Source organism: Planktothricoides raciborskii GIHE-MW2 (genome assembly GCF_040564635.1).
GTDB lineage: Bacteria > Cyanobacteriota > Cyanobacteriia > Cyanobacteriales > Laspinemataceae > Planktothricoides > Planktothricoides raciborskii.
This window is the reverse complement of the sequence record NZ_CP159837.1, coordinates 7187542-7205448: the sequence shown is the minus strand read 5'-3', so window position 1 is coordinate 7205448 and position 17907 is coordinate 7187542. Positions and strand designations below refer to the sequence as shown.

15 protein-coding genes are annotated in these 17907 nt (G+C 42.0%); 12 read left to right on the top strand and 3 right to left on the bottom strand.

Features of this window, described 5'->3' with window-relative positions; all coding sequences use genetic code 11:
• Positions 1–339 precede the first annotated feature (339 nt).
• From ABWT76_RS30575 to ABWT76_RS30565, 3 genes are all read left to right on the top strand, one after another.
• Positions 340–5385: an NACHT domain-containing protein gene (locus tag ABWT76_RS30575; protein ID WP_354635434.1), complete on the top strand. Its 5046-nt coding sequence runs from the start codon at positions 340–342 to the stop codon at positions 5383–5385.
• A 173-nt stretch (positions 5386–5558) separates the two neighbouring features.
• On the top strand, positions 5559–5939 hold the full coding sequence (locus tag ABWT76_RS30570; protein WP_054467020.1) for a DUF1823 family protein: 381 nt from the start codon (positions 5559–5561) through the stop codon (positions 5937–5939).
• A 592-nt stretch (positions 5940–6531) separates the two neighbouring features.
• Positions 6532–7341 carry a TPM domain-containing protein gene (locus ABWT76_RS30565; protein WP_054467072.1) on the top strand — a complete coding sequence of 270 codons (810 nt, stop codon included), beginning with the start codon at positions 6532–6534 and terminating at the stop codon, positions 7339–7341.
• A gap of 206 nt (positions 7342–7547) precedes the next feature.
• Here the strand turns inward: ABWT76_RS30565 and ABWT76_RS30560 are convergent, their stop codons facing one another.
• Complete coding sequence (locus ABWT76_RS30560) at positions 7548–9107, bottom strand: WD40 repeat domain-containing protein (RefSeq protein ID WP_054467021.1); 1560 nt, start codon at positions 9105–9107, stop codon at positions 7548–7550.
• 65 nt (positions 9108–9172) lie between these two features.
• Between ABWT76_RS30560 and ABWT76_RS30555 the strand changes: the two genes are divergently transcribed.
• Complete coding sequence (locus ABWT76_RS30555; RefSeq protein WP_354635433.1) at positions 9173–9322, top strand: hypothetical protein; 150 nt, start codon at positions 9173–9175, stop codon at positions 9320–9322.
• A 339-nt stretch (positions 9323–9661) separates the two neighbouring features.
• Here the strand turns inward: ABWT76_RS30555 and ABWT76_RS30550 are convergent, their stop codons facing one another.
• Positions 9662–10228, bottom strand: a complete 567-nt coding sequence (locus ABWT76_RS30550; protein ID WP_354635432.1) for a Shedu immune nuclease family protein — start codon at positions 10226–10228, stop codon at positions 9662–9664.
• Between the two features lie 77 nt (positions 10229–10305).
• Positions 10306–10626, bottom strand: a complete 321-nt coding sequence (locus ABWT76_RS30545; RefSeq protein WP_054467023.1) for a hypothetical protein — start codon at positions 10624–10626, stop codon at positions 10306–10308.
• A 183-nt stretch (positions 10627–10809) separates the two neighbouring features.
• On the opposite strand from ABWT76_RS30545, the gene ABWT76_RS30540 reads away from it, so the two are divergent.
• From ABWT76_RS30540 to ABWT76_RS30505, 8 genes are all read left to right on the top strand, one after another.
• Positions 10810–11037, top strand: coding sequence for a UPF0175 family protein (locus ABWT76_RS30540; RefSeq protein WP_354635431.1), 228 nt, complete (start codon positions 10810–10812; stop codon positions 11035–11037).
• Between the two features lie 25 nt (positions 11038–11062).
• Entirely contained in the window at positions 11063–11266 is a 204-nt protein-coding gene (locus tag ABWT76_RS30535; RefSeq protein WP_054467024.1) for a hypothetical protein, read from the top strand.
• Between the two features lie 54 nt (positions 11267–11320).
• Positions 11321–11479 carry a DUF3368 domain-containing protein gene (locus tag ABWT76_RS30530; protein ID WP_190878144.1) on the top strand — a complete coding sequence of 53 codons (159 nt, stop codon included), beginning with the start codon at positions 11321–11323 and terminating at the stop codon, positions 11477–11479.
• A gap of 227 nt (positions 11480–11706) precedes the next feature.
• The gene (locus tag ABWT76_RS30525; RefSeq protein WP_354635429.1) at positions 11707–15687 is read left to right on the top strand and encodes an Eco57I restriction-modification methylase domain-containing protein; all 3981 of its coding nucleotides are present in this window, start codon (positions 11707–11709) and stop codon (positions 15685–15687) included.
• 19 nt (positions 15688–15706) lie between these two features.
• Positions 15707–15949, top strand: a complete 243-nt coding sequence (locus ABWT76_RS30520) for a YgiT-type zinc finger protein (RefSeq protein WP_190878140.1) — start codon at positions 15707–15709, stop codon at positions 15947–15949.
• Positions 15950–15994: 45 nt separating this feature from the next.
• Positions 15995–16402: a hypothetical protein gene (locus ABWT76_RS30515; protein ID WP_354635428.1), complete on the top strand. Its 408-nt coding sequence runs from the start codon at positions 15995–15997 to the stop codon at positions 16400–16402.
• 109 nt (positions 16403–16511) lie between these two features.
• Positions 16512–16796 (top strand): hypothetical protein, encoded by a 285-nt coding sequence (locus ABWT76_RS30510; RefSeq protein ID WP_190878138.1) that lies wholly within the window; start codon positions 16512–16514, stop codon positions 16794–16796.
• Positions 16797–16916: 120 nt separating this feature from the next.
• Positions 16917–17492, top strand: coding sequence for a Uma2 family endonuclease (locus tag ABWT76_RS30505; protein ID WP_054467028.1), 576 nt, complete (start codon positions 16917–16919; stop codon positions 17490–17492).
• Positions 17493–17907: the final 415 nt, after the last annotated feature.

The window sequence follows — 17907 nt, the reverse complement described above, 5'->3', positions numbered from 1 at the left end:
GCATTAGTCTATGATGGTAGAGTAGTCAAGTACACAAGGGGTCACTTCGGAGGATCATTGATGGTCACATTCCGAAATTGCCTAGATTTTAGGGGCAGTTTCAAAAAAATTTCCAGCTTATTGAATTGGGAAGATAAACCTAATTCTGGTCAACCCATTTAACAAAAATATTTTTTACAAATATAAATAAATAAATAAATAATTTATTTATTTGTAAGTTATTTATTTGCTGCTTTTAGTAATTGCTGTTATGACATCCGATCGCTATTAAAAAAATCGGTTTAACTATAACAGGAAATTTAATCCCATGACGCTGAGAAGATGAATTACCCTGAGCTTATGACTGTTTCTACTCAAAACCAACGAGCTTTGCATACCTTGGCCAGAGCGATTTCCCTATCTCAAGGGGAATTTTCATTAATTTTAGTGCGCTGCAATTATACGAGTGTACAAGAGCGCATGGTACAGGATTTGCATCAGTTGTTACCTAACTCGAAAATTGATTCCGCAAGCTGGCTAGAAATTAAACTGGATTGTCAGGTAAAAACCCTTTATAGCACAATTATTCATCGGATCAATCAACTTCAGAACCCCCCCATTGGTCTGATGATTTTTGGGTTAGATTCGGTGGTGGCGATCGATCAATTATTTCAGTCAAGCAATCAAGTTCGGGATGAATTTCGCAAGAACTGCCCTTTTCCTTTAGTCTTATGGATGACAGAAAAGTTGTTGCAAAAATTGATTAGATGGGCGCCGGATTTCAAGAGTTGGGCGGCGGCTTCAATTAAGTTTGAAGCCAGCAGTGATGAGTTAATTCAGCTTTGGTTTGATCAAGATGCGGCGTTGTTGGCACGGGTGTTGGATGGACAAGCGCGTTTGGAAGAGTGGGCGATCGCCTCACCAAAAGTGATTCACGATTTACCTGTTTTGCCCCCAGCTTCTACGGTGCAAGGAACGCGGGAGCAACTCGAATCCGCGATCCACGATTTGCAACGTTTCCCTCAGATCGCCCCAGATCCACAATTGGCGGCGATCCAACATTTTGTCACCGGCCGATACGATCATGCCCTTTCCCGAGTTGACTCAGCGTTAGCCCATTACGAGCAAAGTTTTAGTTTTTGGCAAACTCGCAGCCAGAGGACGACCGCCATCGGCGAATCTGGGCAAGAAAGGCTGGGTGTTTTGCTGCTGTATATGGGTTTGTGTTATTGGCGGCGGGCTGAACTCGACCAAGCCAGCAGCTATATGACTCATTGGCAAAAAGCGCGACTTCGGCTGGAAGCATGTTTGCAAGTGTTTCAAGATGCTGGACGCCGAGATTTAGTGGCCAAGTTTGTGCCGCTTTTAGGGGAAGTGTTGCGACGGTTACAAGCCTGGGATGATTTGGCGGCGTTTGCCCAAAGGTGCCTAACTCGGCATCACCAAAGTGAGAATCCAGTGCAGTTAGCCCAAAATTATGGCTTTTTAGCGGAGGTGGCGACGCAAAAACAACAGTGGGAACAGGCGAAAAGCCTTGCCCAGCAAGCCCTGACTACGGTGGCTGGTTCTCCATTGCCGATGCGACAGCATCAGAGTTTATATTTGTTGCTGTTGGCTCGTGCTTTAAGTCACTTGGGTCAGTCTGTGGAAGCGATTAGTTATTTGAAGTTAGCCCTGAATGGAATCGCCCCAGAGGATGACCCTAGGCTTTATATTCAGATTTTAAAAGAGTTGCGATCGCTCTACTATAACCAAAGAGAATATCAGCAAGCTTTTATGCTGAAAAAACAACAACGGGATATTGAGCATCAATATCGGTTTCGCCCGTTCATTGGCGCTAGTCAGTTACCCGCAGAGTCGGTGGTTGTTTCCCCAGAATCAGAACTGGTAGCTTTGGGAAAGTCGCCACGCATCTCCGCATTAGGTCGCGAACAAGATATTCATAATTTGTTATCCCGAATGGCTCGACCAGACCAAAAGCTGATGGTGATTTATGGGGAGTCAGGGGTTGGCAAGTCTTCTCTGATTAATGCCGGGTTAGTCCCGGCTTTACATCAGCAACCAATGGGCGATCGCCTTACTTTACCCATCGTTTTAAGAACTTATACGGATTGGGCGAGAACTTTAGCCAATCGTTTGCATCTGAATTTACCTGTAACCCAGGCTCAAAACTCGGAAATCTCTTTAATTGCTGACTGGATTTTGGATAAGCTCCGCCAAAATGCCGATCGCAATTTAGTCACTATTTTAATCTTCGATCAATTTGAAGAATTTTTCTTTGTTCTGAAACAACCATCGGAACGTCAATACTTTTATGAGTTTCTGCAAGCTTGTTTAGATATTCCCTTCACTAAAGTAATTTTATCTTTGCGGCAAGATTGTTTACATTATTTATTAGACATAGATTTATTAGAAAATCTAGAAGTAATTAATAAAGATATTTTGAATAAAAATATTATATATTATTTAGATGATTTTACTATGGATGATGCTAAAAATGTCATCGATACGTTAACCAAGGAAAGTCAGTTTTATTTAGAACCAGCTTTAATTAATGCTTTGGTGAATGATTTGGCCAATGAAAAAGGCAGAGTTAGACCGATTTCTCTGCAATTACTCTGCAATCAACTCCAAGAAGATGAGCAAGATTACCAGAAAATTAACACCCTTTCTCAATATCAGCAATTGGGAGCCAATCCCCAGCAAATATTGATGGAACATTTTCTGCATCAATCGATTAAAGATTGTGGGGCAGAAAATCAGGCTGCCGCTTGGAAAGTCTTGTATCAGTTAACCCAAGATCGGGGAAATCGTCCTTTAAGAATGAAGTCGGAATTAGCCGTTTTTTTGGGTTCTCAAGCCAGTCAGTTAGATGTTGTCTTAGAAATTTTAGTGCAGTCTGGTTTAGTGGTTTTGCATCGAGAAGCCCCAGGCGATCGCTATCAATTGATTCACGATTACCTGGTGCAGTATATTCGGGATGCTTACGATAAAAATTTTGGGCTAAAAGTGGAATTAAAAAAGACGCAAAGTCAACTAGAAAAAAGTCATATGAAATTAAAAAATTTTTTCCAATTAACGGTTTTAATCTCAGTTTTTTTAGCCGTTTTATCAGGCTTGTATGCCAGACTTTGGCTGCAAGCGGAATCGCGGAAACAAAATTTACAAATTTCAGCGATTGCGGCATCCAGTGAAGCCCTATTTGTGTCCAAGCGAGATTTTGATGCCCTAATTGAAGGCTTAAGAGCTTGGAAAAAACTTCAGGAAATTTCTAGCCCAACTCCAGAGACGAAGCTGCGGGTGATAACGGCCTTGCAACAAGCTATTTATAATGTAAAAGAAAAAAATAGAATTGATGGGCATGGTGCCGAAGTATGGAGTGTAAATTTTAGCCCAGACGGTCAATTTATAGCTTCAGCAGGCAATGATAAAAATCTGAAAATTTGGCGACGCAATGGAAGTTTGTATAAAACTATTCCGACAGATCAGCATTCGGCATTAGGCCATGAAAATAATGTGACTTTTGTGAGTTTTTCGCCATCAGGAAAAGAAATCGCTTCGGCGTCTCGCGATTGCACTGTCAAATTGTGGAATATAGAAACCGGGAAGTTAATCTTGACCTTAAAAGGTCATACGGATAGTGTTTATAGTTTAAGTTTTAATTCCACAGGCGATCACATTGCCACGACGAGTAATGATGGCACAATTAAATTATGGCAAGTCAGTGATGGTAGGTTATTACAAACTTTCTCCGGTCATCAGGGTTCGGTGGACTGGGTCAGCTTTAGTCCCCGGAATAATTGGCTGGCTTCGGTGTCCGATGATAAAACTTTGAAAATTTGGAATTATGATGGGGAAATAGTTGCCAATTTAAGTCATAAATCAGCCCTGACCGTGGTTGGTTTTACCGCCGATGGTCAAACAATTATTTCTGGAGATATCACCGGAAAAATTCAGCGATGGGACTGGAATAATGACTATAAGGAATGGAATTCTCGTCCCACTCAAGAATGGCAAGCCCATGATGGGGGAATTTATAGTATCAGTTTTTCCAGTGTTTTCAATCAGTCCCCTTCCTCTGGAACATCGAGCCAGAAAGAGGAGAAAGTAATGGGGAATTCATCCAGGGTTCTACCGAGAATGACTGAGGATTCAGAGTCTTTTTCCCCAGGGAATACAGCAAAAATACAGGGGCAAATGTTGGCTACGGCGGGTCACGATAGTTTGGTCAAAGTTTGGCATTTAGATGGGCAATTATTCAAAGAATTTACTGGACATAGCGGTCGGGTGACTACGGTGAGTTTTTCTCCGGATGCTCAAGTGATTGCCACGGCAAGTTTTGATAAAACTGTGCGTCTTTGGAGTTTGGTTGGTGTGTTTCTTCATCCTTCTTGGGTGGCTCATGGCGATCGCGTCACGGCGGTTCGTTTCTCCCCTAATGGTCAATTGATTGCATCCGGTAGTCGAGACAATACGGTGAAAATTTGGCGGCAAGATGGCACGTTGTTGAGGACTTTAATCGGACATGGCGATCACATTACCAGTTTGGGCTTTTCCCCCGATGGCAATTTCCTGATTTCCGGCAGTTCGGATAATACCATTAATCTCTGGCGGGTTGATGATGGGCATTTGCTGAAAACATTTGTCGGACATAGCGATCGCGTCACCAGTGTGACTTTTTCTAAGGATGGACGGATGATTGTCTCTGGCAGCCGCGATCGCACGATCAAGATTTGGCGCACCGATGGCACCTTAGTCAGAACCCTGGTCGGGCACAGCGATCGGGTGAATAGTGTGGATGTTTCTCCCGACGGTGAGTTAATCGTCTCTGGCAGTGATGACCAAACCGTGAAAATTTGGAGCCAAGACGGTAAGCTGCTGAATACTTTAGCCGGAGATGATGGCCATCGCTCTTATGTCACCAGTGTGAGATTCTCTCCTAACGGTGAACTCATCGCCTCTGCCAGTTGGGACAACACCGTCAAACTCTGGCATCGCCATGGCTGCTTCAAAAAAACTCTCTTGCAAGGGTACAGCGATAGCGTCGAAAGTGTGAGTTTTTCCCCCGATGGCAAAACTTTAGCCTCAGCCAGTTGGGACAGCACCATAAAATTGTGGAATATTCAGGATGGCACTCTGATTAAAAGTTTACATGGCCATACTTCTGGGGTAATTGATGTAAGTTTTTCCCCTGATGGTCAAAGTATTGTGTCTGGAAGTGACGATCATAAAATTATGTTGTGGAATTTGAATTTAGATAGTCTGACTTCGATGACTTGTGATTGGGTCAGTGATTATCTGAAATATAGCCATAATGTTAGTCCCAATGATGCCAAAATCTGTGAGTCTGTCCATAAACATCCATCAACATCCATCAACATCCATAAACATCTAGGCTGGATGTGACTAGGTGGCGGCTGACGGTCAACGGAAGGAATTTGATAGCGTTTTTGCTCCCTAAAAACCGTTAAAAACGATAGCAATATTAGCAATATTTAAGCTAAAATATAGCTGGGGGAAACGGTTGTTTGCCCCTAGATTTGCCCCTAGATAAAATTAGATGAAATTATTGATCTATCATGTCTGATTTACCACCATTGAATACAGATACGGTTTGGGATATTCTCAACGACAAGCTGGACGATCGCACGGTTAACCGCTTGGTCTGGCACTATCTGGGTTATCGATATGATGAAGAGACGAGTCAGTGGGACGCCAGTAGCGTGGATCCGACCTGGCAAGAATATCCAGAACCCCCTGATTTTATCGCCAGCCGACCCGCTACGGTGAAGTTGACCCGCTCTATTCCCCCAGAAAATAAGCAGTTACTCAAGGAAAAGTTGGGTTTTGCCGGTTATAAAGTCGGTGAATTGGTGCCGCGTTTGACTCGTCGGGCGACGATGGCAAATTGGTTGCTCAGTTATATGGAAATGGAGATCACCAATTCTGCCGAAAATTGATCGGTGGCTGGTGGTTGTTGGTTATTGGTTATTGGTTGGTTGGGGATTCTTTGGGTAGGGATTCTTTGGTGGTTGTTGCCCCCCTAGCCGGTGGCGGTCGAAGGGGGGTTGGGGGGGTTCTTGGTTGTTGGTTATGGGTTAGGGAGATTTCTGTCAAATAACCAACAACCAATAAATAATCACCAATAACCAAACCAATAACCAATAGTTAACAATAACCAATAATTAACAATAAATGACTTGAAAAAAATCTGCCGGTATAGATTGACGGGATGGTAGATGAGTGAATATATTAAAGTAACGTAAACAATTGTAAACAAAGATTAATATTTAGAGGTCTAGGAGGGGTAATGGCACGATTGACCCAACTAGGTTTAAGGAAAACAAGAGTGCTTGCCTGTTCTTGGTGACAGGCGATCGCACAGCTATTCACCGCCGGAAAATCGGTTGATTACAGCAGCCCGGTTTTTCTAAGAAATCCGGTTAAAAAATAACCGATTGCCGACTCTAAATTTAAGAATTGTTTGACTGTATGACAACTCCATATCCATTTTTAGCCCCTTTGAAAGATATTGAACTGACACCGATGCAAATGCAACAGTTATTTCCGCGAAAACTTTTGATCTCTTTGGCCGCCTTTTTCCTGGCTATCTCCACTTGGGGGCTGTTTCCGCATAATGCGATCGCCTACGATAATCCCGAATTACTCCCAGATCAACCTACCCCAATCATCGATTTAGCCAAATCTCTCACCAGCGTTCAAGAAGAAAATCTCGCCCAAGAACTAGAAAACTTTGAAGCGGAAACCGGCTGGAAACTCCGGGTTTTAACTCAATACGATCGCACCCCTGGACGAGCAGTTAAACAATTTTGGGGCTTAGATGATAAAAGTGTTCTGCTAATTGCCGATCCTCGTGGAGGCAACTTGTTGGCGTTTAATGTCGGCGATGATTTATATCCGCTTTTACCCAGAACCTTTTGGATTGAATTGCAAACTCGTTACGGGAATCAGTTTTTTGTCCGTGATAATGGCGAAGACCAATCGATCATCCAATCTCTGCATTCCGTAGAAACTTGCCTGCGTCAGGGAGGCTGTAAAGTGGTGCCCGGACTACCCCGCGAACAGTGGATCTTGACGATGGTTTGCTCCGCATTAGGCGGCTTGGTGATGGGATTTGCCGGTCATCCTAGAAAACCCGGACAAGTGTTTTCCTGGCAATGGGCGTTAATGTTTTCCCCGTTGTGGGGAATTTTGTTTGTAGCGTTTGGCATTGGCCCGGTGGTGACTCGCACCCCTGAATGGTTGCCACTGTTACGCAATGTCCTCGCTTTCGGAGTCGCCGCTTTAGTCGCTTTCCTCACTCCAGTGGTGTCCCGGTCTTCTTCCGCACCAGAAATCTAGTTTTGATCAAACAAAAATTTGCACAGAAACCGGGTTTCTATGTAGAGGGCTGTGGAGTGGCAGACATTTCTTAGAGAACCCCGGTTTCTAACGATTTTTTTGCTCCTGATAGAAACTTTTGATGCCATGTTTCTACCAGGATTTTATTTTTTTGTCCGCTTGTAGGGGCGAACGGCCGTTCGCCCCTACTTTTTCCCCTAAATTTGCTAATGCCATCCGGGTTGCTGGCGATGGGTAATGGTGAACTCTAAGGTCTGACCATCTGGTTTGACGGTCAAGGCCATCATGGGGTTCGCGTAACCTGTGAGAATGTTGAGTAATTCGCCGCTTTGCAAATTCCATAATTTGATGGTTTTTTCGGTGCTGCTACTGCCGAGGGTTTGGCCATCTGCACTTATTAATAAAGAATCAACTAAGCCCGCATGACCTGTGAGTTGATGTTTCAACTCCCCGCTGGAGAGATCCATTATGTTTATAGTCCCTTCACTAGAACCACTGGCAATCATCTGACCGTCAGGACTGATGGCGATCGCCACGGGTGGATCGGACAGAGAAAAACTCCTAATCATAATCCCGGTTTCGATGTTCCACACTTTGAGGATTTTGTCCGTGCTGCCAGTCGCCAGTAAGCGATTATCAGGACTGACGATCATGGGCTTGATGGTGCCGGAATGACCGGAAAATTTCCGCAGCAGTTCTCCGGTGGCGAGATTCCATAAAGCAATCATGCCATTGTAATCACCACTGGCGAGAATCTCACCGTCGGGACTGATGGCTAAGGCGCTGACTCCACTGCTATGACCGGGGAGAGAACGGATTAATTTACCGATTCCGACTTGGGACTCATCGGTGTTGCTTTCAGAATTAGAATTGGCAATTTTCGCCGCTGCATTGCCAGTGCTGGGATAGGATGACCAGGGCTGACCCCCCAAGGCGTTTAAAAGCTGGCGATCGCCGATCCGCCAAAGTTTGATGCTGCCGTCATAACTGCTACTGGCGATCGTTTCACCATCGGCACTAACCGCTAAAGGATACACATAACTGGAACCACTGGTCAGGGGACGCAGCCACTCACCGGAATTCTCTGGGTCAGCAGTCGATGGCTGGGAGGTGAACTCGGAGGTGAACTCCGTTTTCAGGCTTTCTAAATAGCTGACTAATCCTCCCATATAAAGTAAGTCGGGTAATTTTAAAGTTGCAGACTCTTGAGCAGTTTTGATCGGTTCTGTGGGCAGAAACCCGACTAAGATGGGGCGATGTTCCGTGTCAGAGGTTTTAACATCTTTGGGCAGTAGTACGCAGATAACCACGACATTTTGGTTGATTTCTTCAAGGTTAATCTGCCATTGGGCTTGTTGGGGGATGTCTTGGGCAACTTTGACTTGGATGCCAAAAATTGCCTGGGTTTTACCCGTGGTATCTTTTAAACAAAAGTTGAGAGATCGCTTGATGCTTTGCCGTTCTTTGGGGTCAACTTTGGTTACTTTTTCAGCGAGAATGATGGCGATCGCTTCAATGGCTAATTCTAATGGCAATTGTTCCCCCAACATTTGACGGACTGACATGGATGGGGCAACCGAAGGCAGAGTTGATTCCACCAGGGTTTTTCGACAAAATGCCCAAATTTTTTTTAATCTCTCATCCGCGATCGCCACTACCTCGCTATGTACCCCTGGGATTGGACAATGCAGTAATGTGGTCGGATCGTGATTGAGTCTAGCAATAAAATCAACCTGTTGAGATTTCAGAGAGGTAGTCCAGTCCATTGGTCGCTGCTGTAGATTTTCCCAAAATTGTACAAAGATTATTCCCGTCGATCCATTAGTTCTTCGTGAAATCTGCCGACCGTCAGCGCGATCGCCCAGAAAAAAAGTCGAATCCTGTATTTGTCCCTGATCGCATCCCTGGTCGCATCCCTGGTCGCATCCCTGGTCGCATCCCTGGTCGCATCCTTAGTAGCGAGTCCACTATCCCTGTTTAGGGACAATCGCTGCGGTGATTCCTCTTTTTTTGTAGAATCATTCCCTGTATCTAAGATTATATCTAAGATTGTATCTAAGATTGTATCTTAGATTGTATCTTAGATTTTATGTTAGATTGTATGTTAGATTGTATGTTAGATTGTATGTTAGATTATTTCATCCTGATATCCTGAAACAGAAAAGCATGAAGCGGTGAGAGGATGACATAAATTATCTTTAAATTATCTTTAAAACTAATAATCCAGAGGTAGTGACGGAACTGGTTAAAAAGGCGATCGCCCCTGGTTGCGGAGAGGAAAAGATAGGGGGCGATCGCTAACGCACCTCCAACAGTCAGCTTAATTATCTTCCTGACTAACGAATTGATATTGAACAAGACGACGTAATAAAGTTTGGTATAACTCATCAAAGGTAATACAGGTGATATGTCGATAATTCACAACTAAGTTTTTTTGACGCCATTGCAACCTCTTTTTTTCTCGACGTTCCAAATGCTCATTTCTGCCGATAATCAGTAATCCGGTGTAGTCAATAGACCGGCTATTAAATCGATTTTCAAAATCATCGGTTTTTTCAAAATCGTTTAGCTTCCAAAACCAATCGACGATTTGATTAAATCCGCGCTCGAATCGGGGCGACCATTCTGGAGTGCTTTTACCGGCTTTAGAGACAAAAATACTGTTGGCAGTGGCATCCTCGAATTCTATGAAACAATAAGCATTTGTCACCGAATATCCCACCACTAAATCGATCTTTAAATCTCCAAATATATCGTATTCAAAGGCAATTCTATCCGGTCGAATAATTTTCGCATGGTAAGAACCCACTAAGGCGGATAACTGATGCCGTTGTTTAAAAAATGGCAGAATATCGTCAAATTCGGATAAAAATTCACGACTTTGCATGAGGTAGCGGAACTCATCAAGCTGTTGATGGCATAGAATTGGATTGAAATGAAATTTTAAAAATTGTTTCATTTTGGCTAGATTGTTGATAATTTATTAGTTGGTTGGGCAAACCATTCTAATCTTTCTTTGAGAAACAGGTCAATAATTTCTACTATGCCATCGGTGACAACAAAGATTGCTCGGTAGCTGGGAGTTGCGTGAAGCAGATAAAAGGGAGGCTGATCGGCTGGAGTGAATTTCTGAATGTTCGCTGTCAAGGGTTGTTCTAGGGAGAAGGTTTCCAGGGAGGCGATCGCGTTTAAAACCCGTTCTTTTTCTTCTGGGGATAAGACATCTAAACCCGCTAGAACACTGGGATGAATTTCTACGGTATTTTGGGTAGTTTTTGTTTCCATATTTTTTGCTATTGTCGGGAATTTGTTTTTATTTTAGCAGATATTTGGGTGCGATCGCTCCTGGTTGCGGAGGCAATATCGCCCCTGCTTGGGGTTTGGAGGTGCGGTCAGGGCGATCCATAAGCTATAATTACGATAGATATCAAATCCAGATTCTTTTTAAATCATTAGAGACAGACTATTATGATGAATACAATCGAGTTAAAAGTGAATCTACCACCGGGCTTATCTGAGGATGAAGCCAAACTACTTTTAGCGATCAAACTATATGAGGTGGGTAAAGTTTCCCTGGGAAAAGCCGCCAAGTTAGCTGGTTATTCTAAGCGAAGTTTTATAGAAATTTTAGGCAAATATCGCGTTCCCGTATTTGCCTATTCTCCCGAAGAATTACGCGAGGAAGTTGGGTTATGAATTCAGTAGTGATTACCGATAGCACTTGTTTAATTGGGCTAGAAAGGATTGGCTATCTAGATTTGCTTCCGGTGCTTTTTCAGAAAATTATAATTCCCCAAGCTGTACAAGCTTTGGTATTTCCCTGCCTTGGCTTCAGGTAGAAAAACCATCAGATTTGGGGATGGTGGGAGCGATAAAAATGCTGGTTGATGAGGGGGAAGCTGAGGCGATCGCTCTGGCTTATTAACGAGGATTCCAGATTAGTCTGGATGACCGACAAGCCCGATTTGTCGCTAAAAATTTGGGTATTTCTATTATTGGCACTGTGGGAGTTTTAGTTAAAGCAAAACAAGCTGGACTAATTCCATTTCTCAAGCCGCTTCTGGATGAATTACAAGTTAATGGATTTTATCTCAATGAGGATTTGAAAGTAGAAGCTTTGAAGTTGGTAGAAGAATAATAAATCTGTTACAATTGTGAGCGATCGCACCTGGTTGCGGAGGCAATATCGCCCCTAGGTGCGGAGAGGAAAATATAGGGGGCGATCGCCTAACTTTGGTAGTGCAGAAAAAAATCACTTCAGACCCAGAAAACATAAAAAAAACATAAAGAAAAGTAAACTTGGTGTTCTTTGTGTCTTTGTGGTTATAAAATAAACATGGATCTAAAATATTCTGGGATGAAATCATGGCAAATCAACAAAAACCCAACAAACCGCTATTTTCACAACATTATTTAGATCACCGTCTCCAAGACTGTCCAGAATGGGCGGAAAATGTAGCGGTGGGGTTTAACCAGTTGAATAGCCTTTATTTATCGAAAAAAGATTTACTGCCCAGCCTCAGCGAAGCCCAAACTGAGGAAATTTTTATTAAACCCGCGTTGGAAATTTTGGGATTTAGTTATATTACTCAGGTGAAAACTCGCGGTAAAGGTCGCACACAACGTCCCGATTATGCTTTATTTGATAATGAGAGCGATCGCGATGCTGCTTTTGCGCTACAAAATGATGAAACAGCTTTTTATCCCAGGGTGAAGGCGATCGCCGAGGCGAAATATTGGGAACGTCCTTTAAGCAAAGTTTCGGCTAACGATAACCGAGATATTTATAAGAATGAAAACCCCTCGTTTCAGATTACTAATTATCTCACCGGAACCGGGGTGGATTGGGGGATTTTAACCAATGGTCGAGAATGGCGGCTATATTATCGCCAAGCATCTTCAACCGCTACAGAATTTTATCCAGTGGATTTGGTAGAACTACTGGAAAACGCTGCCCCAGATCGGGTTAATAAATTAGATCAGTTTAAATATTTTTGGCTATTTTTTCGCCAGGAAGCATTTGTTAAAGATTCTCAAGGACGCAATTTTTTAGAACGAGTCCGCGAAGGCAGTACGACTTATGCGACCAGAGTCGGAAATGAGTTAAAAGCTTTGGTGTTCGATCGCCTATTTCCTGATTTAGCGGGGGGTTTTGTGGCGAATGCTTCCCGACAGAAAAAAGCGGTGGAAGCGGACAAGGTTTATGAGGCAACTTTATCCTTTCTTTATAAGTTGTTATTTTTGCTTTATGCGGAAGCGAGAAATCTGTTACCCATTGACGGGGATTATCGGGATTATAGTTTAATTCAGTTAACCCAAGAAGTTGCTCAAAGTATAGATACTCAGAAAAAATTGAGCCAAACTTCTACGGCAATGTACGATCGCCTCTTGAGTTTATTTCAAATTGTCGATCGCGGCGATTCCGGGTTAGGAGTTCCTCGCTATAATGGCGGTTTATTTCACTTTGATTTTTATCAGCCAGAAGATAGTAGCGAACACCGGGCAAATCATTTTTTATCTCAATTTAAAATAGCGGATGCGGTACTAGCCCCAGTTTTAGATCGCTTGGCGCGATTTGAAGGACAGCCAATCGATTATAGTTTTTTGGGAGTGCGGCAACTGGGGTCTATTTATGAGGGTTTGTTGGAATATCGGATCGCGATCGATCCCCCCCAGCCCCCCTTTTCTAAGGGGGGAGAAGGAGTAAAAGTTTATTTAGAAAATGACAAAGGAGAACGAAAAGCCACCGGGTCTTATTATACTCCAGAATATATTGTGAAGTATATTGTCAGCCACACGATTAAGCCGATTTTGCAACAGCGAAAAGAACGGTTTGAGGGATTGATGGGGCAAATAGCCCAATTGCGCGATCGCTTAAAAGATCAGCGGTTAGGGCAGCAAAGTCTCAGGGGATTGCAAAAAGATTTACAACGCTTAGAACGAGAAGCCCAAAGCACGTTACTGGATATCAAAGTCTGCGATCCGGCAATGGGTAGCGGTCACTTTTTAGTGGAAGCGGTGGATTATTTGACCGATGAGTTAAGCACGATTTTAAGCGAATATCCCGAACATAATCCAGTGTTAGAAATGCTGGATCAAACTCGTGAAAGTATCTTAAATAATTTAGCGCAGCAAAGCATTACTATTAATCCCGATCGACTAGAACCCACTCAACTGTTACAACGGGTGGTAATGAAACGCTGTATTTATGGGGTGGATTTAAACCCAATGGCAGTCGAGTTGGCGAAAGTTAGCTTATGGTTACATTCGTTTACTATTGGCGCACCTTTGAGTTTTTTAGACCATCATTTGCGCTGTGGAAATTCGCTGATTGGCACAACAGCGAGAGAAGCAGAAGCGAAGATGATGCAGGAAGAAAGCGGTCAGTTCAATTTATTAACCGGGCCGTTTGTGGGTTTATTGACAGCGGCGGAAATTATGCGCGGGGTGAGTGTTTTAAGTGATGCGACCTTTGCGGAAGTTGAGCAAAGCGAACGGTTATTTCGGTCTTTCGATGAGGCAGCAAAACCTTATAAGCGTTTGTTAGATATTTATGTGTCTCAGTTTTTTGGGGTGAAGGAAGCGGATAAGTTTTTGCGGGTCTATGGAACTGATGCAATTACGGCTAATCCTGAAAAGATGAAGAAACCAGATAAAACGGTTTATCAGGAAGCGCAAAAAATTAGTGAGGAAAAACGGTTTTTTCATTGGGATTTAGAATTTCCAGAGGTGTTTATTGATTTGGAAAATGCCAGTTGGCATGAAAATGCCGGGTTTGATGCCGTAGTGGGTAATCCTCCTTATATAAATGCTATTCAGCTAAATCAAAATCTTTCTGTTTTTGAAAAGCCGTATTGGAAAAATCAATTTAAGTCTGCTGCTGGAGCTTATGATATCTATATTATATTCGTAGAAAAAGGAATTAATTTAGTCAAGAAAAATGGCATTTCAGGAATGATTATACCTAATAAATTTTTGTCAGCGCCTTATGCCCAAGCTTTTAGAGAATATATTATTAATCATAAACATTTTTTAAGATTACTGAATGTATCTTATTTGCCGATCTTTGCCGATCCATCAATATATCCAGTTGTTTCTATGTTCCAATCTAGCACACCAAATCAAGAGTATGAAATTATCATTGAATCAATGGCATCCAATTTTAAAGCAACAAGTATTGTTCACCAACGGAGTAGTTATTTAAGCAAATTACCCGATTGTATTTGGGGTTTTCTCATTTCCAATTTTTTGGAATTGGCATTAAAGATTGAAAGTCAATCAGTCAAACTTGAGCAAATTGCTGTTGTTAATGCCTCCAGTACAGCCGCAGAAGCGGACGCTTATTCTCAAGCTTTAGTGGATCGTAAAAATGAACATTGTATCAAGTTTATCAATACTGGTTTAATTGACAGGTGGACTATTACCTGGGGAATAGAAACATTAACTCATCAAAGAGTTAAAATTTTAACTCCATATTTAGATATGAGTAATTCTGTAATATCTGCGAAACGTAAAAGCCAATACAAAAATCCTAAAATTATTTTTTCAAAAATTTCCAAATATCCAGAAGTATTTTGTGATTTACTCGGTGAGTATGCTTCAGCTAACACTAATTTTGCTTATAAATCCGATTATTCACTTGGTTACTTATCTGCTATTTTAAATAGTCACTTAATTGCGTTTGTTTATGATATTTATTTTGGTAGTCTGGTTATGAGTGGAGGATATTTCCAATTTCAAGCGCCGCAATTAAAAACAATTCCCATCCGTAAAATCAACTTTACCACTCCAAGCGATCGCCGACAACAAGCCCTGGAAAATACGATTAACCTCTACCAGCAATATCAAAAAAATGGCCAACTTGACCCACTTTTAACCCAAGTCAACCATCACCTCAACCAACAGCCAGAAGAAGCGGATGTGATTCACGATCTGTTAGCTTATCTAGCGGAACAAATGCTAGAACTGAACAAACAAAAACAAGCGGAAATTAAAGGTTTCTTGCAATGGCTAGAACGCTTCATCGGTTACCCCATTGACAACCTCACCAACAAATCAAAAATTCAAAACTACTTAAGAGACTATTACAAAGAAGAACTTCATCTCAGCTTTGATGAATTCATCGAAATCTTGAAGAAAAATAAAAAGAAAATTAACATCGACCCGGTAGCCCGCAAAGACCAGCAAACTTTGGCCAAAGAATATCAAGCCAGCTTAGATATCTTACTGCCAATTAAAACTCAACTGATGCGGTGCGATCGCTTAATCGATGCCATTGTCTATCAACTCTATGGCTTAACCGATAAGGAAATTGCTATTGTAGAGGGGAAGTCAGAGACCCACTAATCACTTAAACTATAAGAATATGTACGGATACAGATGTGAATATTGCGAAGGGACAGTTCAACCTCGCACGGTCAAGCATGAAGCATTTAAGCATCGAGATGGGTTTGTGATTTTGGAGAATGTAACCATCGGAGTCTGCGACAACTGCGGTAATCGTTATTATTCAGCTAACATTATCCATACGGTTCATCAGGTGGCAACCGGAGAAAAATCCCCAGAAAGAACCGAACAAATTCCGGTAACGCATTTAGAATCTGCTTAATCGGGTCGGATCACAATTTCGTCAAGTAATTTCTGAGGATATTTTATGAAAGCAATCAAAGTTATGGGCAAAATTGATGAGCGAGGACACCTCACCCTAGACCAGCCGTTAATCACGAATATAAACCAGCAGGTTGAGGCGATTATATTGATTCCTGAAATAGCAGATAGCGATCGCAATGATCGTAATGTTAGGAACCCCGAAATACAAGCAACTAAAGATAAGATCAAACAAGAAATCGAGCAATTTAACGATGAACAATTGCAGCAAATTGCCGAATTTATCGAAATTATCAAATTTCGCAGTCGATTCTCTCAAAAATCACTCGATCTGCATCAATTTGCCCACCTCTATCAAGAATTTGCCCAAGAAGATAGAGAACTTGCGGAAGCTGGAATGGCAGATTATGTTGAACAACTCAAACAAGAGAATATGATTCAGAATAAAGCCTAAAATATAGCTAAAAACTGCCCCATGATGGCTCAATAAACACTGATACCGAAGGATAATACAATTCGGATTATTTCAGCGCGTAAAGCAACTCGTTAGGAGAGAGAAATCTATGAAAATTGAGCAGTTAAAAAAACGCTTAAAAAGAAATCGTCCCATGACTAGCTTGACGATTAATATTCCTGAAGATGTGGTGGAAGACCTCAAGCGGATTGCCCCATTGTTGGGTTTTTCTGATTATCAGCCATTGATTCGCGCTTATATTGGTCAGGGATTGCGTCAAGATTTAGAGCGATTTGAAAGCGAAACAGTCACCGCGTTGATTGCCAGTTTGAAGCGTCGGGGAGTTAGCGAACAAGTAATTGATGAAGCGTTAAAAGATGTTGTTAGCAGATAGATAATTAGGGTGGTCAATAATTGGAATGCGATCGCCCATAAAAATTTAACCGGGGGTAAGTCTGGGTTGCCCAAGCAATTAAGCTATAATATTAATCACTAATTAAATCAGAGGATAACTATGACATCCATAATCACAACCAAATTATATACTTTTGAGGAATATCTCAATTATGATGATGGGAGCGATCGCCGTTATGAATTGGTTGATGGGAGGCTAGAGCTAATGAATCCGCCAACGATTAGACATTTGCTAATTTCCGATATGATTCGCGATATATTTAAAGCTGAAATTTCTCGCATGAATTTACCTTGGCTGTGTTTTAAAGAAACAGGAGTGAGAACTGGGTGGCGGAAGTCTCGGTTAACTGATGTTTGCGTGGTCTTGCAGGAACAGGCGATCGAATTGCTGGATAAATCTGCTGTTTTTCAAACCCCACCTTTGTTAGTAGTAGAAGTGGTCAGTCCCGAATCGGTACAGCGAGATTATCGATATAAGCGATCGGAATATGCGGCAGCGGAAATTCCCGAATATTGGATTGTAGACCCAATTTTAAATCAAGTTTCTGTATTGCGATTGGATGAAGGATTATATGAGGAAACGGTTTTCACGGGAAACCAGGAAATTGTCTCTCAAATTTTCCCAGAGTTAACTTTAACCGTAGAGCAAATTTTGGCAGCCGGAAATATTGGGTAATTTTTCACAAATATCTCCGGCTGTTCTGGGGAATAATATTGAACTACCGCAGAAGTCATTTCTCTGAGTTCTTGGCGTTGGTTTGGGGTAAATAAAATAATTGGAGTGCGATCGCCTCATTGATGCCATTTTGTATCAAACGGCTTAACCGATGATAAAATTGCGATATTCGAGAATAAAACCTAGAATTTAATCACATTAAAAAACCAGCGATCTATGAATATTAGAGATCAACTTGCCCAGTAAATTAAATTGGCAACGGATGAGATTATTTTTGGTGATTATATTGGCAACGGATGGTAAAAAGACATAAAATAATACCATTTATAATTAAAGATGCAAGCATTGCGAGGGGCGCTTTGCAAAGCGCTCAAATTAACCTCGAAATTGTAGCAATAATTTTTGAAATTGGTAT

Bases quoted from the DNA above. Each gene is read 5' to 3' on its own strand.
- ABWT76_RS30520 (WP_190878140.1), top strand. From the start codon at position 15,707: ATGTACGGATACAGATGTGAATATTGCGAAGGGACAGTTCAACCTCGC.
- ABWT76_RS30560 (WP_054467021.1), bottom strand. From the start codon at position 9,107: ATGGACTGGACTACCTCTCTGAAATCTCAACAGGTTGATTTTATTGCT.
- ABWT76_RS30570 (WP_054467020.1), top strand. From the start codon at position 5,559: ATGTCTGATTTACCACCATTGAATACAGATACGGTTTGGGATATTCTC.
- ABWT76_RS30540 (WP_354635431.1), top strand. From the start codon at position 10,810: ATGATGAATACAATCGAGTTAAAAGTGAATCTACCACCGGGCTTATCT.
- ABWT76_RS30545 (WP_054467023.1), bottom strand. From the start codon at position 10,626: ATGGAAACAAAAACTACCCAAAATACCGTAGAAATTCATCCCAGTGTT.
- ABWT76_RS30575 (WP_354635434.1), top strand. From the start codon at position 340: ATGACTGTTTCTACTCAAAACCAACGAGCTTTGCATACCTTGGCCAGA.
- ABWT76_RS30550 (WP_354635432.1), bottom strand. From the start codon at position 10,228: ATGCAAAGTCGTGAATTTTTATCCGAATTTGACGATATTCTGCCATTT.
- ABWT76_RS30515 (WP_354635428.1), top strand. From the start codon at position 15,995: ATGAAAGCAATCAAAGTTATGGGCAAAATTGATGAGCGAGGACACCTC.
- ABWT76_RS30510 (WP_190878138.1), top strand. From the start codon at position 16,512: ATGAAAATTGAGCAGTTAAAAAAACGCTTAAAAAGAAATCGTCCCATG.
- ABWT76_RS30505 (WP_054467028.1), top strand. From the start codon at position 16,917: ATGACATCCATAATCACAACCAAATTATATACTTTTGAGGAATATCTC.
- ABWT76_RS30565 (WP_054467072.1), top strand. From the start codon at position 6,532: ATGCAACAGTTATTTCCGCGAAAACTTTTGATCTCTTTGGCCGCCTTT.
- ABWT76_RS30525 (WP_354635429.1), top strand. From the start codon at position 11,707: ATGGCAAATCAACAAAAACCCAACAAACCGCTATTTTCACAACATTAT.